The following is a 20,622-nucleotide window of genomic DNA, read 5'->3' on the forward strand; positions in this document are numbered from 1 at the left end:
GGTGGGCGAGCTGGGGGGCTCGGTGGGCGAGTTGGCGGGCGCTGGGCTCTCCGCCGTCGTCGCGGCGGGGGACTCGTCGGCCGTCGAGTCGCCGCCCGGCGATTCGTCAGGCACCGGTGTGGAGCTCTCGACGGGCGGCTGCAGCGCGTAGGCCGCGGGATCGGCGTCGCTGCTGTCCGGAGCGTCCTGCGCCTCCTGGTTGGCCCTCTTGGCCTCCTTCGGCAGCATGCCCGGATCCACCAGGTCAAGGCGGAGCGCCTTCGGCAGACCGTCGCTCACCGAGCCGTCGGCGGCGACCACGCGGGCCTCGACACCGTCCGAGGGGCCGACCCAGCGGGGCTCGGTCGCGCCGCGCATCTTCCTCTCGTTCTGGCCCTCGGCCGTCTCCACGGGGTCGACGCCGAGTTCGAGCTTCTGCCAGCCGGTCCACTCACCGGTCTCGACGCTGCGCGTACGGACCTCCGCCGTGCCCTCGATGTCCACCTTGCTCGCGGGCCAGGAGATGCCGAGGAGGCTGTACGGCTCGGTGCCGCGGCGGTCGACGCCGCTCTTCCCGGCGCCCTTCGCCTGCAGCGGCACGGTGTGCATCTTGACCGGGGAGGCCTTCGCCTTCGTCTCCGTCTGGCCGTCGGGCGGAGTGGCGATGGCGACCGTCACCACTCCCGCACCGCCGATGACGACGGCGCCGAGGGTCAGCCAGGTTCTCCTTTTCAGGCTCAGCGGCTTGTACGCATGGGTTGATCGCGGACTCAAACGTTCCACCTTTGAAAAGTCTCGTACTTGGCAACGCTTCGTGATTCGCGGGGGGACCCCACGTAACCTCAAGCGGCTCCGCGCTCCTGAACATCACGCCTACAAGCCGTGCGCCTTCTCACACCTCAAATCCCCGCACGCTGTACAACCTTTGGTGCACGTCGTTCGTCCGCGTGCAAGGTGACGGCACGTACATCGGCGCACCCTGGGAGCTCATCCAGCCAAGATCGGGCGAAAGTTACTTATTGGTATGCGGGACTTCTTGCGCTAGCGGCAGTAATACGTGTTCTCATTCCGTCGAGAGTGAGGAACGTCACATGCGTGTCGCTACCATGCACAATGCGGGCTCCCGGGGTATATCGCGCCGCGGATTCATCGCTGGAACTGGTTCCATTCTTGGGGCTGTTGCCCTTGCGGGGCATGTCAGCGCCGACGCCCACGCGAAGGCCGCCCCCAACTCCGCCGCGTCGATCGAACCCGGCGCCCACGTCCAGGCCCTCGTGATCGGTACCGGGTACGGCGGGTCCGTGGCCGCTCTGCGGCTCGCGCAGGCCGGGGTCGAGGTGCACATGGTCGAGATGGGGATGGCCTGGGACACCCCGGGGCCCGACGGCAAGGTCTTCGCCAACACCACCGCGCCGGACTTCCGTTCGTACTGGCTGCGTACCAGAACCAGACAGCCGATCAGTCAGTTCCTCGGGTATCCGCTCGACAAGAACGTCCCGCGCTACACCGGCATCCTGGACGCCGAGGAGTTCGGCGGGATCATCGTGTATCAGGGACGCGGGGTCGGCGGCGGGTCGCTGGTCAACGGGGGGATGGCGGTCACGCCTCGGCGGGAGAACTTCGGGGCCGTGCTGCCGTCCGTGGATGCGGATGAGATGTACGACGTCTACTATCCGCGCGCCAACGCGGGGCTCGGGGTCAGCAGCGTCGACCCCGGCTGGTGGGAGGCGGCCGACTGCTACCGGTACGCGCGGGTCGGGCGTAAGCACGCCGAGCGGTCCGGGTTTCCGTTCGTCTTCGTGCCGAACGTGTACGACTGGGCGTACATGGAGCGGGAGGCGGCCGGGGAGGTGCCGAAGTCCGCGCTGGTGGGTGAGGTGCTCTACGGCAACAACCACGGGAAGAAGTCGCTGCGGCAGACCTATCTCGCCGGGGCCCTGGCGACCGGTCGGGTCGCCATCTCGCCGCTGCACAAGGTCACTTCGGTCGCTCCGGTGGGCGGGGGCGGCGACCCCGGGTACACGGTGGTCATCGACCAGATCGACACGGTCGGCGACCCCGTCGCCACCAAGACCGTCACCGCGGACAAGGTGTTCTTCGCGGCCGGAAGCGTCGGCACCAGCAAGCTGCTGACCCGGCTCAAGGCCACCGGCGTACTGCCCGGTCTGAACGGTGAGATCGGGAAAGGGTGGGGGGACAACGGGAACGTGATGTGCGGACGCGCCAACCACATGTGGGACCCGACCGGGAAGGTCCAGTCCGCCATGCCCACCGCCGGGATCGACAACTGGGCCGCAGGCGGCGCGTTCGCCGAGGTCGCGCCGCTGCCGACCGGGATCGAGACGTACGCCTCGTTCTACCTGTCGATCACCGACACTCCGCATCGGGCGGAGTTCTCGTGGAACGCCGCGAGGGGTGCGGTGGAACTCAACTGGCAGACCGCCTGGAAGCAGGCGTCCATCGACGCCGCGAAGACGATCTTCGACAGGATCAACTCCAGGGAGGGGACGATCTATCGGACCGATCTCTTCGGCGCGTACAAGATCTGGGGAGATCACCTCACATATCACCCGCTGGGCGGTGCGGTGTTGGACCGGGCGACCGACAACCACGGGCGGCTGCACGGGTATTCGGGGCTGTACGTCATCGACGGGTCGCTGATTCCCGGCAATGTGAGCGTCAATCCGTTCGTCACCATCACCGCGCTCGCCGAACGGAACATCGAGTCGGTCATCGCCGCTGACTTCTAGCTTCCGCGCGTAGCAGCTACACGGTGTGCGGGGGCAGGACGCAGACGGCGTCCAGGCCCAGTACGTGGTTGAGGCGGCCGAACGCCAGCCAGGAGCCGATGCTCATACTCAGCTCCACGATCTCGCGCTGGCTGTAGTGGGCGGTCATCCGGGTCCAGAACCCGGTGTCGCCGTCCAGGCCGTGGTGATCCAGGGCGTACCGCTCGGCGTACTCGGCGGCCAGGCGGGTGCGGTCGTCGAAAGCGTCGGTGGTACGCCACTGGGTCACCGCGTCGGCGAAGCCGTCCTCGACCTTCTGGCCGTCGTCGCGTTCGGTGCGCCAGTCGAGGCAGAAGAGGCAGCCGTTGATCTGGGCGATGCGCAGGCGCGCGGCTTCGAACTCGCGCAGGCCGAGGGTGGTGTGCTCGTACACCGCGAGGGAGAAGGCAGAGGCGGACGGACCGATGCCGGGGACCAGTTCGCCCCAGACGTAGCCGATCGGGTCCTTGCCTTCGGGGATGTCGATGTTCATCGTGGCCTCCTCGTACTCCTTCGAGGCCCGGCGAGCCTGCCCACCGCCGGGCGCAGGGGGACGTCCAGTGCGTCGTACAGGCCGGGTTCCGCCTCCGCCAACCAGTCGATCGCGCCCACCAGGCGGCCAACCGCCGTGGCGTTCCCGCCCGCCGACCTGTTCTCGCCCTCGTCGGTGGCCTCGACCGTGACCTCGATACGGGGGCGGCCCTCGATGATCACGCGGTGTGCTCCGGCGCCGTTGTCGGGTGGCGTTGGCCAGTGCGGGGCGCAGGACGCGTGGATGCGGGTGATGTGCTCGATGACGATGCGGGGCTGGCCCGCGACGATGCCCTGTACCTCGAAGCGGACCGCACCCTGGGTGTCGGCCTGGAACTCGCCCATGGTCGTGGTGGCTACCGTCTTGTCCAGCGGGCAGCGGTCCAGTGTCTCGCTGATCTCGTCGAGTTCGGTGCCGAGTGCCCGTGCCATCAGCCGCAGTTGGCCGCCCCACACCATGGTCGGGACGCCCGGCGCGAGCATCGGCGGCTCGTAGTCCATGGGCTGGCCCATGCCTACCAGGTACCGGACCGAGTCCTCCTGGTCGTACGTCGCATAGTCGAAGATCTCCTGGCAGCGGATCGCGTCGACCGTGCTGCCGAGTCCGCTGATCAGCAGGGGCAGTACGTCGTTGGCCCAGCCGGGGTCCACTCCGGAGACGAACAGCGAGCCGCCGCCGTCCGCGATGGCGGCCCGTACGGGGTCGCGCAGCTCGGGTGGTGCGCTGCGCTGGTCGTACAGCGCGTACAGGGCGGGGGTGACGACGACGGCCCCGGCCCGGATCGCCCGGAGCACGTCGGCGAGTGCGTCGTCGGGGCGGAGGTCGCCGGAGGCGGCGTAGACCACGGCGCGGGGTGCGGCGGCCAGTACCGCGGCGATGTCGTCGGTCGCCGTGACGCCCAACGCACCGTCGAGGCCGCCGAGTTCGCCCGCGTCGCGGCCGACCTTGTCCGGGTTCCGGACGACTACGGATGTCAGCTTCAGCGCGGGGTGCGCCTGGACGGCGCGGATGGCCGCGCGGCCCACGTTGCCGGTGCCCCAGACGACCGTGGGAATCATGCGCGGGAGGGTAGCGCCGGGGCCCTGCGATTCATAGAGCCTTGTTCCCTCTCGCCGGTGCGCAGGGAACTGGAGGGCGGTCGCTTGAGCCCACGGACTTCGGGTGGAGTGCGTGGGACGGCAGGGAGCGGTGCCCGACCTGCCGGGAGACGGTCGCCGCGCAGCTGGCAGGGGGTACGGGGGCGTCCCACACCCGGCCGGGGCATCTCACGTCCAGGCGGGGGCCTCTCACATCCGTGCGGGGGCGCCCCCGCACCAGCCTCCGCCTAGGACGGCTTGCGGCGCCCCGTCGTTTCGCCCGGCTCGGCGGCCCCCGGCGAAGACGGCTGCCCCGCCCGCAGGTCCGCCAGTAGCTCCGCCTGGCCCGCGAGTACGCCGGACAGGATCGTCCGCGCCACCCGCAGCAGTTCGGCCACGTGCGGACTGGTCAGCGAGTAGTAGACGGTCGAGCCCTCTTTCCTGGTCACGACCAGGTTGGCGCGGCGGAGCACCGCCAGCTGCTGGGACAGGTGGGCCGGTTCGATGCCGACCTCGGGCAGCATTTCGCCGACCGCGTGTTCGCGCTCGCTGAGCAGTTCCAGCACCCTGATCCGGGCGGGATGGCCCAGCGTCTTGAAGAACTCGGCCTTGAGTTGGTACAGCGGCGCACTCACCGGAGGGGCCTCCCGGCTGGTGTCCACGCGGACGAGGCAGAGAACGCGGAGAACATCGGCATGGTGTTATCTTCGCCCACCCACTCGAGGGACCGGACCCGGCCCGTCAGGTGGGCCATCCGTCGGTACGCCACTGCCGGTCCTGCTGGTCCGGCCGGCCGTCGGCGGGCGCGCTCCGGGCGGCCTGCGCGGCCAGCGCGGTGGGCAGGTCGCAGTGAACCGTGAGCGGCGGCCCGTCGCCGTCGGGGACGAGCGAGCCGTCGGCGGGGATCGCGGCGAGCTCCAGGGCCCGCCCCTGGTCGGCGAGGCGCTGGGCGGCCAGCGTGATGGCGCTCTGGCCGTCGGCGGACCAGCCGCGCAGTTCGGTGCAGTCCAGGACGACAGGACCCGCACCACGGGCCAGCACCCATCCGACCGCTCCGGTGAAGCGGGCGACGGCGTCCGCGCCGAGGAATCCGGCGACCGACAGCACACCGTGGTCCTGCTCGCTGGAGTAGCGCCACTCAATGGTCATGGGTTCGTGCCTTTCCCCAGGTCCGCCCGGCGACGTCCACACCGGCTTGCCTGGCTGACCTGCTTGTCGGGCTGGGGGTCCGGGGGTTGTCCCCCGGAAACGCAGCCATCGCTGCCCGGTGGTCGTTCACATGGGCAGGGTGATCCAGATGCTCGACGACAGCGGCGAGACCTCCGTTGAGAGCGAGGGTATCCGCAGGTGGCATCAGGCCCCCGCGCCGGTGAGACGGAAGCCGGTCACCGTCTGGGGGTGCAGGCGCAGGACCGTGTCGTGCGGGCCATGGGTCAGGCCGGCGAGCGTACGGCGGTAGTGGGCGGCCTCGTCGGGGTCGGTGACGACCTCCACGGGCCCGGTGGCCGTGACGCTCCAGCCGGTGCCGCCCTGGCCCCCCTCGTCGACCTGGTACGTCACCGCGGCCCCCGCGGCCAGCGCGGCGGCCGGTACCGGCGTACGGACGACCAGGCGGCCGTGCTCCAGGACGTGCGCGGCGGGGCGGACGGCGGGCGCGGCGTCGGCCGGGCGGACGGGGGGCGCCCCGCGCCTGACGTATACGAGACGGCCCCGGCGACTGCCGTCGAGGAGCCACAGCGCCTCGGCGCCGGAGAGTTCGACCAGGCGGTGCGGGGCGGGAGCGGTACTCATCGGGAGGCTTCCTCGTGGGCCGTGCCGGACGGTTGGGCTTTGGCTGACGGTTGGGCCGTACCGGACAGCTGAGCCGTACCGGACAGCTGAGCCGTACCGGACGGTTGGGCAGGGACGGTGGGCAGGAGTCCGGCGCCGCGCAGATAGGCGCGGGCCCCGGCGATCGCCTCCGGCGTGGTGGCGTACTCGCGGCCCTCCAGGCGGAGCAGCCGGAGCGCGCCGGTGGAGTCGAGCACCTGGCGCTGGCCCGCGCGGATACCGGAGGTCATGACGACGATGCCGCGCCGGTTCAACTTCTCCACCGCGTCCTTGAGGACCAGCGCGCCGGTGGCGTCGATGGTCGTCACGCGGGACATCCGCAGAATGACCACGCGGACGTCGGCGACCTCGGAGAGTTCGAGCAGGAAGCGGTGGGCGGCGGCGAAGAAGACCGGACCGTCGATGCGGTAGGCGACGATGTGCTCGGCGAGCAGCTCACGCTCCTCCTCACTGTGTCCGCCGGGCAGGTCGGCGATGAAGTCGACCTCTTCGAGCCGGGCCTGCTTGGCCACCGCGCGCAGGGCCAGCGCACCGGCCACCAGCAGCCCTATGATCACCGCGTAGACCAGGTCGAGGGCGAGGGTCGCCACGGCGGTCAGGACCAGGATCACCGCGTCGGAGCGGGTCGCCCTGGCCATGGCGCGCAGGGAGCCGACCTCGACCATGCGGATCGCGGTGGCGAGCAGCACGCCGGCGAGCGCGGCCAGGGGGATCTTGGAGACCAGGGGTGCGGCCGCGAAGACGATCGCGGCGAGCACCGCGGCGTGGGTGAGCGCGGCGAGCCGCGAGCCCGCTCCGGACCGTACGTTGACGGCGGTACGGGCGATCGCGGCGGTGGCGGGCACGCCGCCGAACAGCGGGGCGGCGAGGTTGGCGATGCCCTGACCGAACAGTTCCCGGTCCGGGTCGTGCTTCTGGCCCACGGTCATCCCGTCCGCGACGGTCGCCGACAGCAGCGACTCCAGGGCGGCGAGCGCGGCGACCGCGACGGCCGGGGCGAGCAGCGAGGACACCGCGGCCGGGTCCAGGAAGCCGAGCGATGGGGCGGGCAGGCCCGATGGCAGGTCGCCGATCGGGGCGGCGCCCTTCAGGTGGAAGAGCTGGGCGACCAGCGTGGCAAGGATCACCGCGATGATCGAGAAGGGGATGGTGGGCCGTCGGCGGGCGCCCACCAGCATCAGCGCGGCCACCCCGAGCGCCAGCCCGAGCGCCGTCCAGTTGGGCGTACGGACGAACTCCTCGACGGCGCGGTAGCTGACCACCAGGATGCGCTCGCCCTCCGGCTGGGCGACGCCCAGGGCGTTGGGCAACTGCTGGAGGCCGATCACGCACGCGATGCCGAGGGTGAAGCCCTCCACCACGGGCGCGGGCACGTACTGCATGTACTTGCCCGTCTTGAGCAGCGCGAGCGCCAGCAGCATGCCACCGGCGAGCAGGCCGACGGTGAGCACCCCGCCAGGTCCGTACTGGGCGACGATCGGCACCAGGACCACCGTCATGGCCCCGGTCGGCCCGGACACCTGCAGATTCGAGCCGCCGAAGACCGCGGCCAGCGCGCCCGCGATCACCGCGGTGGCCAGGCCCGCCTCGGCGCCGAGGCCCGAGGAGACACCGAAGCCGAGGGCGAGCGGCAGCGCCACGATCGCCACGGTGAGCCCCGCGAGCAGGTCGCGGCGCGGGTTGCGGGTCATCGCGGCGAAGTCCGCGCGGGCGGGCAGCAGGGAACGGAGCGAAACGGTCACGTGTCCCTCTACCTCACTCGCTCACTCGACTTCACGGGCAGCACAGCCTCTACAGCATGTAACGAATTGCGAAAATTGGCAATTCGTCATCAGTGTGATCTATGGCTTGAGCTGACTTCATGAGCGATGCGAGGGAAAGGGACGAAGGACCGCACAGACCGTGCGGACCGCAGGGGCGACCGTAAGGACCGTGACGGCAGCGCCTAGTTCCTCCTCGGGAAGGCCTGTCGTCGCGGTACGGCAGAGATCAGAGCTTGTCCATACCCGTGTACGGGCTGGCGATCCTGGCCTGGCGGGAGCCGAAGTCGACGAGTGCCGCGATGCCGTCCTCGACGCCGATGATCCTGCCGAGACCGTACTGGTCGTGGGAGACGCGGTCCCCCAGGGCGAAGTGCTTCACCGGTGCGGCGACCGGGGCTTTGAAGGGGCTCGTGGGCAGGTGGCGCCGGGGCGCGGATGGCTTTGTCATTGAGTTCAGTATGCGCCACTCGGGGGCCCTTCGGTGAGGGCCGGTTGAGCGACGATGCGATGACGAAGCGGTCTCGATCTCCGTTTACCGCTGGCGCCGGTGCGGGCGTTGTGCTGTGAACGGCCCCAACGACCAGTCGTCTTGCCCGTATTTGCCAGGCCACGCCGCTGATACGGGCACGCCCAGGCGGGGGCGCACTTCAGGGGGCGGGCTCCCCGGCCGCACCCCACGCGCGTAGCGGCAACTGGCTCCGATCGTGGCCTTCCCGGTCACGCCCTTGACCGCAAGGGCCGGAAGTCGCCTGCATGAGCCCCCGCCCCGTTGATGCGTCGACACACCACGGGTTACATGTCCATGCCCGGCGGTGGCGTGCCGCCGGTTCCGATCCACGGAGAGGTGGGGGTGGGTACATGACTCGGTCCGGGACCAGCACGGAGAGTCCGGAAGGGTTACGCACAGCAAGAGCGAGAGCGGGGGCAAGAGCACGACGAAGCGGCATATCCAGTGCGGCGGCGCTTATCGGCGTCGCCGCACTTCTCGTGTCGGCGTCCCCCGCTGCCGCGAGCCCGGCTGCCGCGAGCCCGGCTGCCGCGGAACCCCCGCCGAGCCCGGGCGAGGTGATTCCGGGGCAGGAGACCGCGACGCCCGCGCTGGTGGAGGGCATTCGAGAGCGCGCTCCAGCCGCGCGTGATGCCGCGGACGCGGCGCAGGCCCATCTCGCCTCGAAGGAGCGGCGCTACCGGATCCCCGCTCCGGCACGCGATCTGGAACCCGTGGCGACCCTCGCGGACGGCGGGCGGGAGACCGTACGACTGCGGCAGAAGCACCGCGGTGTGCCGGTTCTCGGTGGCCAGTATGTGGTCCGTATGGAGAAGCGCGACGGCAACCGGGTCGTCACCGGCACCTCGGGCAAGTACTTCACCGGTCTGCGCACCGGCACCGCTGCGGAGATCGACGAGAAGCTCGCCGTCGAGCGGGCCGTCGACGCCGTACGGGCCGCCGACCTGGACGCGCGGGGGTTCGCCGCGTCCGATGAGGGTGATGAGGGCGGAGGAGAGCGGCCACCACTGATCGGCATCCCGCGCGGCCTGGTCGTCATCCCCACCGGGAAGGGGGTGCTGGCCCGGCATGTCACCGTGCGGAGCAAGGGGCCGGTGCGTGGCGAGCCGGTGCTGCGTGAGGTGTACATCGACGCGCGGGCCGGGTACCCGGTGCTCCAGTACAGCGGCATCAAGACGTTCGGGGCGCCGGGAACGGCACCCGCGCGAAGCACGCAAAGCGCCACGCCCCCACCAGAGGAGTCCGGTCCGGGTGCCGCGGGCTCCGGTTCGGACGCCGCGGGCTCGGGTCCGCGCGCCTCGGGCTCCGGTCCGGGTGCCTCAGGCTCCGGCGTCCGGCTGAACGGCGAGTCCGTCAAGCTCCAGGTCACCAAGGACGACGCCCGCGACACCTACGTACTGCGCGACCAGTCCCGGATACCGAACGGCTCCGGCAACGTCCTGGCCACCTGGGACGCACGCGGCAAGTGGGCCGCGGACGTGGCCGGCAAGTGGCCCGACGACCTCCAGGAGTTCGCCTCGCCGACCCCGGACTTCGGCACCGAGGCCACCACCGCGGGCGCGGTGGACGCACACTGGGCGGCGGCTCACGTCTACGACTACTTCCGGAGCAAGTTCGGCCGCGACAGCCTCGACGGGCGGGGCATGACGGTCAACTCCCTGGTCGGGGTCACCAACTACGGCCAGCCGTACGTCAACGCGTTCTGGGACGGGCAGAAGGTGGTGTACGGCACGGGCGACGACGAACACCGCCCGCTCGCCGCCGCTCTGGACGTCGTCGGCCACGAACTGACGCACGGAGTCATAGATCACTCCGCCGGCCTGGTCTACGCGGGCCAGTCCGGCGCCATGAACGAGGCGATCGCGGACTACTTCGGCAACGCCGTCGAGACGGACGTGTACGGCATCCCCATGGACGACCCGGACGCGGGGCTCGTGGGTGAGACGCTGTGCCGTACCAAGTCCCCGCGCGCGTGCGCGTTCCGCGACCAGAACGACGGACGGACCACCGCCAAGTCCTTCCTCGGTGTGGGGTTCGGCACCGACAACGGTGGCGTCCACCTCAACTCCACCATTTTCTCGGGTGCGTTGTGGGACATCCGCGAGGACCTCGACCCCGCGCTCGCGGACAAGATCGTCTACAAGGCACTCACCGAGTACCTGACGCCGCTCGACGGGTTCACCGAGGGCCGGACGGCGGTCATCGCGGCGGCCAAGGCCCTGAAGGCCGGCGGCAAGAACCTCAGGAACATCCGTCGGGCCTTCAACGCCCATGGCATCGTGCCCCGCTGGGAACTGGCCCTGGGCGTCGACTCGGACCTGCTGCTCCAGCGCGTCAACACCACCGGTTCACACCTGGGCGCGAGCGACGGCTGGTGGGTGGCGTCCAAGTCCAACGAGGAGGGATCCGAGCCCTACTCGGTGTGGGCAGGCCGCACGGACGGCAAGGGGCGGCTGAGGCTGATGAGCCCCAACGACGGCCGCTACCACGTCAATCCGGCCACGGACGGTACGACGGTGGTGTGGCAGGCGTACGGCGACACGTCCGTGGACATCCTGGCCAGGCCGCTGAACGGCGGCCCCGTCAAGACCCTGTGGTCCGGCCGAAGTGTGGGGTCCGCCCTGGCCGTCGAGGGTGATGTGGTCACCTTTGACATGAGTCTGCGCGCGGGGCTGCGGAACGTGGTCTACCTGCGGATGAGCGACCCGGACAGCGCTACCCGTATCGGCGGCGGCCGCTACAACAGGACGCGCTTCCCGTCGCTGAGCCACGGCAGGATCGCCTACCAGCAGACCCGACGGGTCACCGGCAGCTACGAGTACAACACCCGGGTGCTCGACCTGGCGACCGGTGAGGACACCCTCATCCAGAAGGCCGCAGCGGGGACCAGCCTCGGCCCGACAGCCCTCCGCGGCGACCGTGTCTTCTGGCTGCTCGACGAGATCCGGTCGAACGGAACGACGGCCCTGCGCAGTGCCGGGCTCGACGGTTCGGACGTCAGGGACGTGAGCCCGGAGACCGGCCCGCAGGCACTCAACGCCTTCGACCTGACCGTCTCCCCGGACGCGGTGACGATGACCGCCCGCACCCCCGACTCCGGTTCCGGCTCCGGCTCCGAATTCCGCAACGAGTCGCTGGCCAAGCTCTGGCAGTTCGCGCCGTCCCGCAAGGGCGGCGACGTACTCAGGCGCCGGGTCTCGTGCAACCGCGGTGAGCAGCTCTCGGCCGCCGCCCCGTCAGGTAGCCAGGTGGTGTGGCTCGACGGGACCACCGGCATCAGCAACGTGGTGACACGGACCCGGCCGAGCGGCAGCTGCGACTGACCCTGTCCGCTCACCGACCAGCATGAGGAGCACCGCCCAGCCTGGCGTCCCCCCTCACCCACCCCGCAGCGCGGCCTTCCCCAGGGCCCGGGATGCGATCACCGCGCGGTGGGGGTGCGATGGGAGGTACGAGGAGGTGGAGGGACATGGGGCGTGCGGTCTGGAGCGGTGCTCTCTCATTTGGGCTGGTCGCCATGCCGGTGCAGTTGTTCACCGCCACGGAGAGCCACACGATCCGCTTCAACCAGCTCCAGCGCGGTACGTCCGACCGGGTCCGCAACAAGCGGGTGAACGAGCGGACCGGTGAGGAGGTCCTCGCGGACGAGATCGTCAAGGGGTTCGACATGGGCGACGAGTACGTCGTCGTCGAGCCCGGTGAACTGGACGACATCGCCCCAGGTCAGTCCAGGTCCCTGGAGATCAAGGGGTTCGTCGACCTGGATCAGGTCAATCCGATCTTCTTCGACAAGACCTACTACCTGGGCGCGAAGGGCAAGGAGTACGCGAAGGTGTACTCCCTCCTCCTCGAAGCCCTCTCGCGGTCCAACAAGGCGGGCATCGCCAGCGTTGTCATGCGCAATCGCGAGTACCTGGTCGCGGTGAAAGCGGAAGGGGACGTACTGGCCGTCCACACCCTGCACTGGGCGGACGAGGTACGCGACCCCCATCACGAGGTCGGTGACCTCCCGCAGAAGACCGAGGTCACCGAACCGGAGTTGCGGACGGCGATCCAGCTGGTCGAGGCGCTGAGCATGGACTGGGACCCCGAGGAGTACCACGACACCTACCAGGAGCGCGTACTGCGCCTCGTCGAGGCCAAGCGCACCGGCGAGACCCTGGACAAGGCGGTGCCACCTCCCCAGTCCACCAACGTCATCGACCTCATGGGGGCACTGGAAGCCAGCGTCAGCAGAGCCAAGGCCGCGAGAGGCGAGGAACCGCAGGAGGCGACCGAAGAAAAGGCCAGCCTCCGACCCCCCACGAAGATCAAGGACGCCGCGGCGAAACGACGGGCCGGAAAGAAGACGGAAAAGCCGGCCCCGCGGGCCTCGGACCTCGAATCCCTCAGCAAGACAGAGCTCTATCACCGCGCTGCCGACGCGGAGATACCGGGGCGATCGTCCATGAGTCGCGAGGAACTCATCAAGGCCCTTTCCCACAAGGGCGGCAAGCAGCGCCGGGGGAAGGTCTCCTGAAGAGGCGAAACCGGATGGCAGCTCCAAAGAAGCCCGACTGGACGACCTGGACCCACCCTGCGCCGCCCCCGGAATCACCGGCGGGCCCGCCCGCGGGTCCACCCCCGGAACCACCCGCACGACCGCCCACGGGTCCACCCTCGGGACCGCCCGCAGGTCCGCTGCACGGCCCGTCGGCTCCAGGGCCGGATCAACCGCCCCGCAACGCGCTCGGCATCAGCGCCCTGATCCTCGGCATCGTCGGACTCCTCACCGGGCTCGTCCCCATCCTCTTCTGGCTGGCCGCCGTCCTCGGTGTCATCGCCCTGGTGCTGGGTCTCGTCGGCGCCCGCCGCGCGGCGCGGGGCTACGCCACCAACCGGCGTATGTCGATCACCGGTGCCGTCCTCGGCGTCCTCGCCCTCGCCCTGTCGGTCATCGGAGCCCTGATCGTCAACGACGCATTCAAGGACCTCGAACGCAACCTCTCCCCCACCGAGACCACGACAACAGCACCGCCCACACCAGCGGCCACCACTCCGGAAGACGACGAGTCCGCCGAGCCGGGGAAGGCCACGACACCCGCCACCAAGGGAGCGCTCGATTTCGGCGCGACCCAGCACTACGAGGACGGGGTCGAGGTCACGGTCTCGGCCCCTCGCTCGTTCAGCCCCTCTGATACGGCGGCCGGACACTCTTCCGGCCACCGGGCCGTGACGGTCGACATCACGGTACGTAACAACTCCGACGAGCGGCTGGGCCTCGCCCTCTTCCGAGTGCAGGCAAAGGACGCCGACGGACGCACGGCCGAACGGATCTTCGACAGCGCGGCGAACATCCTCTCCGGCCTCAGCGGGACCGTGCTCCCGGGCCGCCAGGCCGTGGCCACCTACGCCTTCGGCCTGCCCCCGAACGCCGACGCCTCCTTGGACGTGGAGGTGCGGCCGGAGTTCGACCGCGACTCGGCGATCTGGAGCGGCCCGACGCCCTGAGAGAATTCCGCGCGATTACGTGGGATTCTCCTCGTATGACGCCCATCACGGAGGTGGAGGGGCGGCGCCTGACGCTCTCGAATCTGGACAAGGTGCTCTATCCGGCGACCGGCTTCACCAAGGGCGAGGCGCTGCACTACTACGCGAGCACGGCGGGCTCGCTGCTCGCGCATCTGCACAACCGCCCGGTGTCGTTCCTGCGCTTCCCGGACGGACCCGACGGTCAGCGGTTCTTCACCAAGAACGTCCCGCCCGGCACCCCGTCCTGGGTGCACACCGCCGACGTCCCCCGGCACTCCGACGACCAGGCGGCGGCCACCCAGGTGCTGGTGCAGGACCTGGCCTCGCTGATGTGGGCGGCGAACCTGGTCACCGAGTTCCACACCCCGCAGTGGCAGGCGGACGCACCGGGCCAGGCCGACCGCATGGTGTTCGACCTGGACCCCGGCGCCCCGGCCACCGTCGTCGAGTGCTGCGAGGTCGCACGCTGGCTGCGGGAGCGGCTGGCCGCCGACGGGCTTGCCGGGTACCCGAAGACCTCGGGCTCGAAGGGCCTGCATGTCCTGGTGCCGCTGGAGCCCACGCCGTCCGAGAAGGTCACGGCGTACGCGAAGGAGCTCGCGGTCGAGGCCGAGGGCGAGCTGCCGGGCCTCGCGCTGCACCGGATGACGCGCAGCCTGCGCCCCGGCAAGGTCTTCGTGGACTACAGCCAGAACGCTGCCGCCAAGACCACCGCCACCCCCTACACCCTGCGCGCCCGCCGCGAGCCGACCGTCTCGACACCCGTGACCTGGGACGAGGTCGAGTCCTGCACCGATCCGGCGCAGCTGTCCTTCGTGGCCACGGAGATCGCGCCCCGGCTGCAGCGGTACGGCGACCTGCTCGGCCCGCTGATCAACCTCAACCGCGCCAGACCGCTGCCCCGAAAACGCCGGTAGCGCGCGTGGCCCGCTAGCGGGCCAGCTCCGCCTGGTCCTCGAGTCGGCCCAGCTTGTGCGGGTTGCGGATCGCGTAGAGCCGGGTGATCCGGCCGTCCTCGACGGCCACGCCGACCGCGGAGGCGAGTGCGCCGTCGACATCGATCCGGGCGCCCGCGGTGCCGTTGAGCCACATCGGCACCGCCTGCAGGTCCACGGAGAGCCGGGCGTGATTCATCAGGAACGCGCCCACCTTGCCGGCGCCCACGATCGGTCGCCTGGCCGCCTTCACCAGCCCACCGCCGTCGGCGACGAGCACCACGTCGGGAGCGAGCACCTTGAGCAGGCCCGGCAGATCCCCCGACGTCAGCGCCGCCAGGAACCGCTCGACGACCTGCTGCTGCTCCGCCTGGTCCACCTCCATCCGCGGTCGGCGGGCAGCGACGTGCTCGCGGGCGCGGTGGGCGATCTGCCGTACCGACGCCGGGGTCTTCCCGAGGGCCGCCGCGATCTCGCCGTACGGCGTGTCGAAGACCTCGTGCAGTACGAACACCGCGCGCTCGGCCGGGCCGAGCGTCTCCAGCACGGTGAGCATCGCGATCGAGACGCTCTCCGCGAGCTCGACGTCCTCGGCCACGTCGGGGCTGGTGAGCAGCGGCTCGGGCAGCCACTCGCCGAAGTAGTCCTCGCGCCGGCGCGCCAGGGACCGCAGCCGGTTGAGCGCCTGCCGGGTGACGATCCGCACCAGGTAGGCGCGCGGGTCGCGGATTTGGGCCTGGTCCACGTCCGCCCACCGTAGCCAGGTCTCCTGGACGACGTCCTCGGCGTCGGCGGCCGAGCCGAGCATCTCGTAGGCGACGGTGAAGAGCAGCCTGCGGTGGGCGACGAACGGGTTGTCGGTCATGACGCCGACGCTATGCCGCGGCTCGGCTTGGCGTGCGGGCGCATGTCGCGGGCGGCCGCGAAGCCCTGCGACTCGATGCCGAGAGCGACGTTCGTCCGCGCGGACCTGTTCGCGCACGCGACCCACGAGGTGAGCTCGACCATCGCCGGCGCCCCGAGCCGCCCGAGCAGCCGGGCGGCGAGCTCGTCGGTCACGGTCGGCGGGGTCTGGCTCATCGCCTCGGCGTACTCCATGTCTCTCCTCCTCCATTCCTCCATCGGGCTACGGCATGGAGACACCGGCCGCGCGCCGGATGTGACACCGCCGCGTCCGTGACGCGCATCACGACTAATCAAGTTTGACTAGCAGACCCCCAGGGCATACGTTCCTCACGTAACCCTTCTTGACCAGCAGTCGCGAGGAGCGTGTATGACCTTCCTGCCCGAGACCGGATACACCCCGACCACCGAGGACCGCGCCGGCCTGGACGCCTGGTTCGCGGAGTACGACGCGCGCAGCGGCAAGCGCGAGATCGAGCGCATGGCCGATATGGCCGTCTTCCCGCTCAACCTGGTGAGCGACGACTCCGCGGGCAACGGCAGGTCGGCCCAGTGGGACCGCGAGCGGTTCGTGCGGACGATGACCCAGGTGATGGGCGACACGGACGTCACCTTCGAGTCGACCCGCACCCCGGTCTTCCTGTCCCCCGCGATGGTCGTGGTCTTCACCGACTCGACCATGACCACACCGGAGGGCACGCATCAGCTGCGCTACGCCGACATCCTGCTGAAGCGGGACGGCGCCTGGGCGTTCCAGACGATGATCCAGGGCGGCTGGGGCGACCACCTGTAACCGGATCAGACCCGCAGCCAGCTGCGCCGGTCGCGGGCGTGCGCGTACAGCGCCTCGATGTCCGCGGGCTTCAGTACGCCGCCGAGCGCGGCCAGCGCCGCCAGCTCGCCCTCCGGCAGCACCCGGAGCTCGCGCGGCACCACGCGGAGGTCGACCGCCGCCGCCTCGGCCAGCGCCAGCAGGGGGCGCACCTCGGCCGTCAGGGCGAGGCCCGCGCGGTCGGCCTGGTGCCTGAGGCCGCGCAGCAGCGGCTGCGGTCCGGCCCGGCCGACGGCGACATTGGGATCGGCGACGCGCACCCGCTGGCGGTGCGCGTTCAGCGCGTGCACACAGAAGAGCCCGGCGGGGCCGATCGCCAGATGGTGGATACGCGCCCCGCCGGGCAGCGGAACCGAGTGCAGCGTGCGCCAGCCCACGCCCTCCAACCGGTCCAGCGCCCCGCCCACGGCCTGCTCGGCGGCGAGCTCACGGCGGCGCGGGTCGCCGCGCAGTCGGCGGGGCGGCGCGGGGTCGCGGTCGAGCGCGACCAGCAGGGCCTCGCCCGGGCGGTTCGGGGCGAGGTCGTCGTCCGGGTGCAGGTTCAGTCTGAGCAGGTCGGAGGCGGTGGGCACGGGCGGCGGTCCGACGGTGACCGGCCCGGTGAGATACGGCTGCAGCGCCTCCAGCACGCCCGCTCTGCGCTCGTCGTGCAGGAGGCTCACCCGGCCCGCGTCACGGTCGTACCAGGCGATGTTCCTTCCGTCGGGCAGCAGGACGTAGTACCTCTCCTGCCCGTGCCGCCAGGTCGGTACGACCCGTAGTCCGGCCATGCCGCATCACCCCATGACCATGGGAGCAGTCCGGCACGGAGGGGGCAATAGGCCGGTTGCGGCGAAGACGCACGTACCGGCCGAACCAGTCGCGTAACAGCCGAACCAGTAACGACACCGCCCGAACACCTACGGCCTGCCGTTACCAGCCAGCCGAACCATCGCAATCCGGGACACATAGCGTCATCTGTGCCGCAGGAAATCCACTGTGCCGCAGAAAATCCACTCGGCCCCCTCCCCCACTGGAGCCCCCATGAGCGCGTCCACCCTGTCCCGTACGGCCCGCATCACCACGGCCTCCGCGCTGGCCGTCGCACTCGGCGGCGGGCTCATGGCCTGCGGCCAGGGCTCCGACGGCCCCGGCCCCGACGTCACCGTCAGCTCCACCGCCACCACCCAGGCCAGGCAGGCCGCCCAGCCGCTGAAGCCCGCCGAGCCGACCGGGCTGCGCATCCCCTCGGCCGGAGTCGACGCGAAGTCGATGCTCGACCTGGCCACGGACGGCTCGGGCGAGCTCGGAGTACCGCCGGTGGACAAGGCCGATGAGCCCGGCTGGTGGACGGACGGCCCCACCCCGGGCGAAAAGGGCGCATCCGTACTGGTCGCGCACTACGACACCGCGGACGGCCCGGCGCTCATGAGGAACATCAAGGACGTCAAGGTCGGCGACGCGATCGAGGTCGACCGGGCGGACGGCAGCACCGCGCGCTTCAAGATCCGCGAGATCGAACAGGTAGCGAAAAAGGACTTCCCCACGAATAAGGTGTACGGGAAGACGAACAGCCCCGAGCTGCGGCTCCTCACCTGCGGTGGCGGCCTCGAGGGAGGCCACCGCACCGACAACATCATCCTTTACGCCGATCTCGTGAACTAGGCCGCAGGCCGCGGCAGGCTGGAGTGCCGTGACCCGTCGCCGGCTGGCCCTGGGAGCTCTCGCGCTGCCCGTCGCCGCCCTGCTCGCCACGGGCTGCGACGATCCGGGCGGCGCCGAGAGCGCGGGCCCGACGCCGAGGGCCGTCGGCCCGGCCCAGCTCTGGCCCGACCTGCCACCGCCACCACCCGGGAACCAGGACGACCTCTCCGACGTGATGACCGAGGCCGTCCCCGGCATCAGCGTCCCGGACGGGGACCTGCACGCGATCGACCCGATCGCGATCGTCCAGGCGGAGGCCGCGGCCCACCCGGACACCTACACCGGGGCGGACGCGCTCCCCGACGACACCGCCAAGGCGGTCGCCGAGTGCGACGAGAAGGCCGCCGACTGCCCGGTCCTGAAGGCGTACTACCGGGACATCACCGGCAACGGCAAGCACGAGCTGATCGTCGGCATCCAGTTCTCCGACGGCAGCCTGGGCATCCGCTGCTACCGCCCCGACGGTACGAAGCTGATGCGGATCATGTCCACCGCGCAGCCCGTACTCAGCGTGGAGGTGGCAGGACGCGACCTCGTCGTGCACTCCCCCGCGCACATCCCCGACTACGAGTACCGGGACGTCTGGTCCTGGGACGCACAGCAGAAGGCGATGCTCCCCAAGCGCCTGGAGATCATCCCCGCGAGCCCCGACGGCGACGCGAGCCCCGACGGCGGCACGAGCCCGGACCGCGACGCGAGCCCGGACCGCGACGCGAGCCCCGGCCCCTCGGCGGCGCGCCCGTGAAGCCCCGCCTGCCCGCCTGGACCGCGACCCTCACCTGGAAGGCCGCGCTCTTCATCACGGTCATGTGCTGCGTCCTCGCGGCGCTGCTCGGTTCCCTCGTCCACGTCGCGGTGACCGGCCAGACCGTGGGCAACGCCCGCGAGAAGGCCCTCACCAAGCTGGAGGACGTCAGCCGCCTGTACGAGGCCGGGGACCGGCTTCCCCCTGGCTCCGGTGTCGACCCGTCGGGCCTGCCGGACGCGCTGCGCGACCTCGCCGCCTCCGGGCAGCGCGCCACCATGGTCGCCGACCACAACGGCCGCCCCACCATGTGGGCGGCGGGCCCCGCCGACGGCGGCCGGGTGATCGCCACCGAGATCGACTACTCGCAGAGCGCCAAGTCGATCGAGGGCCTGGACCGCGCCATCGTCGGCTCGTCGGTCCTCTCCATCGGCGCCACACTCCTGATCGGCGCCTTCGCCGTGACCCGGGTGACCCGCAGGCTGCATCAGACCGCGTCCGTGGCACGCAGGATCAGCGCGGGTGACCTCGACGCGCGGGTCAACGACCCCCGTACGGAAGACCCCACGCGCCATCCGGACGAGGTGACCGCGGTGGCCGGAGCCCTGGACACCATGGCCTCATCCCTCCAGGGCAAGCTGGAGAGCGAGCAGCGGTTCACCGCGGATGTCGCGCATGAGCTGCGCACCCCGCTGACCGGGCTGCACGCGGCGGCCGAGCTGCTGCCGCCGGGCCGCCCCGCGGAGCTGGTCAGGGACCGGGTCCAGACCATGCGCTCGCTGACCGAGGACCTGCTGGAGATCTCCCGGCTCGACTCCAGGTCCGAGCAACTCGAGCTCGACGCGCACCTGCTGGGGCCCCTCGCCGCGCGCGTCGTCCGGGCCTCCGGCACGGACACGCAGGTCGTGGTGGCTCGCGACCTGTGCGTCGAGACGGACCGGCGACGCCTTGAGCGCGTCCTCGGCAATCTTCTCGCCAATGCGCATCGGCATGGGCGGGGGCCGGTGGTTCTGACGGTCGACGGGCCCGTCATCACCGTGCGCGATCACGGTGACGGGTATCCGGAGTATCTGGTGTCGCACGGCCCGCAGCGGTTCCGGACGGAGGGGGGTGCGCGGGGCGGCCACGGCCTCGGCCTCACCATCGCGGCGGGCCAGGCGCGGGTGCTGGGGGCGAGCCTGTCCTTCGCCAACGCGCCCGACGGTGGCGCGGTCGCCCGCCTCTCGCTCCCCGCCACAGCCGAATGCGACTGCGGCCCGCGCTAGCGCCGCGCGACGGGCCGAGGCTGCGCCCTCGGGCTTGGTTGCACGGGTGCGCCGTGGCGGGGTGAGGGTGCGCCCTCGGGCTTGTTGTCACGGTGCGCCGTGGCGAGGGGAGGGCGTTGCCCTCGGGCGTTTGGTTGCACGGGTGCCCCGTGACGGGGGGAGGGTGTTGCCCTCCGGGCTTGGTGAAACGGGTGCACCCCGTGGCGAGGGGTTGTGCCCACCCTCCCCCACTCTCGACTTCGCTCGAGCGGGAGGTGCCCCCCTCGCCCTGCGGAACGATTGCCCACAACGG

At 70.9% G+C, this 20,622-nt stretch carries 20 protein-coding genes; 10 read left to right on the forward strand and 10 right to left on the reverse strand.

Annotated elements, in window-relative coordinates:
- Position 1: 1 nt before the first annotated feature.
- Both U9R90_RS10620 and U9R90_RS10625 read left to right on the forward strand, forming a co-directional pair.
- A complete protein-coding gene (locus tag U9R90_RS10620; protein ID WP_411056161.1) occupies positions 2–151 on the forward strand; it encodes a hypothetical protein in 150 nt (49 codons plus the stop codon).
- A gap of 934 nt (positions 152–1,085) precedes the next feature.
- On the forward strand, positions 1,086–2,729 hold the full coding sequence (locus U9R90_RS10625) for a GMC oxidoreductase (RefSeq protein ID WP_411057702.1): 1,644 nt from the start codon (positions 1,086–1,088) through the stop codon (positions 2,727–2,729).
- A 16-nt stretch (positions 2,730–2,745) separates the two neighbouring features.
- Here the strand turns inward: U9R90_RS10625 and U9R90_RS10630 are convergent, their stop codons facing one another.
- The 7 genes from U9R90_RS10630 to U9R90_RS10660 all read right to left on the reverse strand — a co-directional run bounded on the left by U9R90_RS10630 (position 2,746) and on the right by U9R90_RS10660 (position 8,396).
- The gene (locus tag U9R90_RS10630; protein WP_411056162.1) at positions 2,746–3,240 is read right to left on the reverse strand and encodes a carboxymuconolactone decarboxylase family protein; all 495 of its coding nucleotides are present in this window, start codon (positions 3,238–3,240) and stop codon (positions 2,746–2,748) included.
- Positions 3,237–4,337, reverse strand: coding sequence for a dihydrodipicolinate reductase (locus U9R90_RS10635; protein WP_411056163.1), 1,101 nt, complete (start codon positions 4,335–4,337; stop codon positions 3,237–3,239). Before U9R90_RS10635 ends, U9R90_RS10630 begins: the two co-directional genes overlap by 4 nt.
- A 266-nt stretch (positions 4,338–4,603) precedes the next feature.
- On the reverse strand, positions 4,604–4,990 hold the full coding sequence (locus U9R90_RS10640; RefSeq protein ID WP_411056164.1) for an ArsR/SmtB family transcription factor: 387 nt from the start codon (positions 4,988–4,990) through the stop codon (positions 4,604–4,606).
- Positions 4,991–5,096: 106 nt separating this feature from the next.
- The gene (locus tag U9R90_RS10645) at positions 5,097–5,504 is read right to left on the reverse strand and encodes an STAS domain-containing protein (protein WP_411056165.1); all 408 of its coding nucleotides are present in this window, start codon (positions 5,502–5,504) and stop codon (positions 5,097–5,099) included.
- Positions 5,505–5,708: 204 nt separating this feature from the next.
- Positions 5,709–6,146, reverse strand: coding sequence for a pyridoxamine 5'-phosphate oxidase family protein (locus tag U9R90_RS10650; protein ID WP_411056166.1), 438 nt, complete (start codon positions 6,144–6,146; stop codon positions 5,709–5,711).
- Positions 6,143–7,876 carry a SulP family inorganic anion transporter gene (locus tag U9R90_RS10655; protein WP_411057703.1) on the reverse strand — a complete coding sequence of 578 codons (1,734 nt, stop codon included), beginning with the start codon at positions 7,874–7,876 and terminating at the stop codon, positions 6,143–6,145. The genes U9R90_RS10650 and U9R90_RS10655 overlap by 4 nt, the downstream gene beginning before the upstream one ends.
- 298 nt (positions 7,877–8,174) lie before the next feature.
- Positions 8,175–8,396: a hypothetical protein gene (locus U9R90_RS10660; RefSeq protein WP_411056167.1), complete on the reverse strand. Its 222-nt coding sequence runs from the start codon at positions 8,394–8,396 to the stop codon at positions 8,175–8,177.
- Positions 8,397–8,806: 410 nt separating this feature from the next.
- Here U9R90_RS10660 and U9R90_RS10665 point away from each other — a divergent pair, with 410 nt between their 5' ends.
- The 4 genes from U9R90_RS10665 to ligD all read left to right on the forward strand — a co-directional run bounded on the left by U9R90_RS10665 (position 8,807) and on the right by ligD (position 14,884).
- Positions 8,807–11,779 carry a M4 family metallopeptidase gene (locus U9R90_RS10665; protein ID WP_411056168.1) on the forward strand — a complete coding sequence of 991 codons (2,973 nt, stop codon included), beginning with the start codon at positions 8,807–8,809 and terminating at the stop codon, positions 11,777–11,779.
- A gap of 146 nt (positions 11,780–11,925) precedes the next feature.
- A complete protein-coding gene (locus U9R90_RS10670; protein ID WP_411056169.1) occupies positions 11,926–12,975 on the forward strand; it encodes a Ku protein in 1,050 nt (349 codons plus the stop codon).
- A 14-nt stretch (positions 12,976–12,989) separates the two neighbouring features.
- The gene (locus U9R90_RS10675) at positions 12,990–13,946 is read left to right on the forward strand and encodes a DUF4190 domain-containing protein (RefSeq protein ID WP_411056170.1); all 957 of its coding nucleotides are present in this window, start codon (positions 12,990–12,992) and stop codon (positions 13,944–13,946) included.
- A 35-nt stretch (positions 13,947–13,981) separates the two neighbouring features.
- Positions 13,982–14,884 carry a non-homologous end-joining DNA ligase gene (gene ligD / locus U9R90_RS10680; RefSeq protein WP_411056171.1) on the forward strand — a complete coding sequence of 301 codons (903 nt, stop codon included), beginning with the start codon at positions 13,982–13,984 and terminating at the stop codon, positions 14,882–14,884.
- 13 nt (positions 14,885–14,897) lie between these two features.
- Here the strand turns inward: ligD and U9R90_RS10685 are convergent, their stop codons facing one another.
- Together U9R90_RS10685 and U9R90_RS10690 are read right to left on the reverse strand one after the other, a co-directional pair.
- Entirely contained in the window at positions 14,898–15,767 is an 870-nt protein-coding gene (locus U9R90_RS10685) for an RNA polymerase sigma-70 factor (protein ID WP_411056172.1), read from the reverse strand.
- Entirely contained in the window at positions 15,764–16,000 is a 237-nt protein-coding gene (locus tag U9R90_RS10690) for a hypothetical protein (protein ID WP_411056173.1), read from the reverse strand. Before U9R90_RS10690 ends, U9R90_RS10685 begins: the two co-directional genes overlap by 4 nt.
- Before the next feature lie 175 nt (positions 16,001–16,175).
- Here U9R90_RS10690 and U9R90_RS10695 point away from each other — a divergent pair, with 175 nt between their 5' ends.
- On the forward strand, positions 16,176–16,598 hold the full coding sequence (locus U9R90_RS10695) for a nuclear transport factor 2 family protein (protein ID WP_411056174.1): 423 nt from the start codon (positions 16,176–16,178) through the stop codon (positions 16,596–16,598).
- Positions 16,599–16,603: 5 nt separating this feature from the next.
- On the opposite strand, the gene U9R90_RS10700 is transcribed toward U9R90_RS10695, so the two are convergent.
- Entirely contained in the window at positions 16,604–17,407 is an 804-nt protein-coding gene (locus U9R90_RS10700; protein WP_411056175.1) for a nuclease-related domain-containing protein, read from the reverse strand.
- A gap of 253 nt (positions 17,408–17,660) precedes the next feature.
- On the opposite strand from U9R90_RS10700, the gene U9R90_RS10705 reads away from it, so the two are divergent.
- From U9R90_RS10705 to U9R90_RS10715, 3 genes are read left to right on the forward strand one after another with little or no spacing between them, the layout of a single operon-like run.
- Positions 17,661–18,281 (forward strand): class F sortase, encoded by a 621-nt coding sequence (locus tag U9R90_RS10705; protein ID WP_411056176.1) that lies wholly within the window; start codon positions 17,661–17,663, stop codon positions 18,279–18,281.
- Between the two features lie 28 nt (positions 18,282–18,309).
- Complete coding sequence (locus U9R90_RS10710; RefSeq protein ID WP_411056177.1) at positions 18,310–19,065, forward strand: hypothetical protein; 756 nt, start codon at positions 18,310–18,312, stop codon at positions 19,063–19,065.
- A complete protein-coding gene (locus tag U9R90_RS10715; RefSeq protein WP_411056178.1) occupies positions 19,062–20,330 on the forward strand; it encodes an ATP-binding protein in 1,269 nt (422 codons plus the stop codon). Before U9R90_RS10710 ends, U9R90_RS10715 begins: the two co-directional genes overlap by 4 nt.
- Positions 20,331–20,622 lie beyond the last annotated feature (292 nt).

The organism is Streptomyces sp. E11-3 (genome assembly GCF_046540415.1).
In the GTDB taxonomy this organism is placed as follows: domain Bacteria; phylum Actinomycetota; class Actinomycetes; order Streptomycetales; family Streptomycetaceae; genus Streptomyces.

Coding starts and splice junctions, on each gene's coding strand:
- U9R90_RS10625 (WP_411057702.1), top strand. CDS start 1,086: ATGCACAATGCGGGCTCCCGGGGTATATCGCGCCGCGGATTCATCGCT.
- U9R90_RS10630 (WP_411056162.1), bottom strand. CDS start 3,240: ATGAACATCGACATCCCCGAAGGCAAGGACCCGATCGGCTACGTCTGG.
- U9R90_RS10635 (WP_411056163.1), bottom strand. CDS start 4,337: ATGATTCCCACGGTCGTCTGGGGCACCGGCAACGTGGGCCGCGCGGCC.
- U9R90_RS10645 (WP_411056165.1), bottom strand. CDS start 5,504: ATGACCATTGAGTGGCGCTACTCCAGCGAGCAGGACCACGGTGTGCTG.
- U9R90_RS10650 (WP_411056166.1), bottom strand. CDS start 6,146: ATGAGTACCGCTCCCGCCCCGCACCGCCTGGTCGAACTCTCCGGCGCC.
- U9R90_RS10655 (WP_411057703.1), bottom strand. CDS start 7,876: ATGACCCGCAACCCGCGCCGCGACCTGCTCGCGGGGCTCACCGTGGCG.
- U9R90_RS10660 (WP_411056167.1), bottom strand. CDS start 8,396: ATGACAAAGCCATCCGCGCCCCGGCGCCACCTGCCCACGAGCCCCTTC.
- U9R90_RS10665 (WP_411056168.1), top strand. CDS start 8,807: ATGACTCGGTCCGGGACCAGCACGGAGAGTCCGGAAGGGTTACGCACA.
- U9R90_RS10670 (WP_411056169.1), top strand. CDS start 11,926: ATGGGGCGTGCGGTCTGGAGCGGTGCTCTCTCATTTGGGCTGGTCGCC.
- U9R90_RS10675 (WP_411056170.1), top strand. CDS start 12,990: ATGGCAGCTCCAAAGAAGCCCGACTGGACGACCTGGACCCACCCTGCG.
- ligD (WP_411056171.1), top strand. CDS start 13,982: ATGACGCCCATCACGGAGGTGGAGGGGCGGCGCCTGACGCTCTCGAAT.
- U9R90_RS10685 (WP_411056172.1), bottom strand. CDS start 15,767: ATGACCGACAACCCGTTCGTCGCCCACCGCAGGCTGCTCTTCACCGTC.
- U9R90_RS10690 (WP_411056173.1), bottom strand. CDS start 16,000: ATGGAGTACGCCGAGGCGATGAGCCAGACCCCGCCGACCGTGACCGAC.
- U9R90_RS10695 (WP_411056174.1), top strand. CDS start 16,176: ATGACCTTCCTGCCCGAGACCGGATACACCCCGACCACCGAGGACCGC.
- U9R90_RS10700 (WP_411056175.1), bottom strand. CDS start 17,407: ATGGCCGGACTACGGGTCGTACCGACCTGGCGGCACGGGCAGGAGAGG.
- U9R90_RS10705 (WP_411056176.1), top strand. CDS start 17,661: ATGAGCGCGTCCACCCTGTCCCGTACGGCCCGCATCACCACGGCCTCC.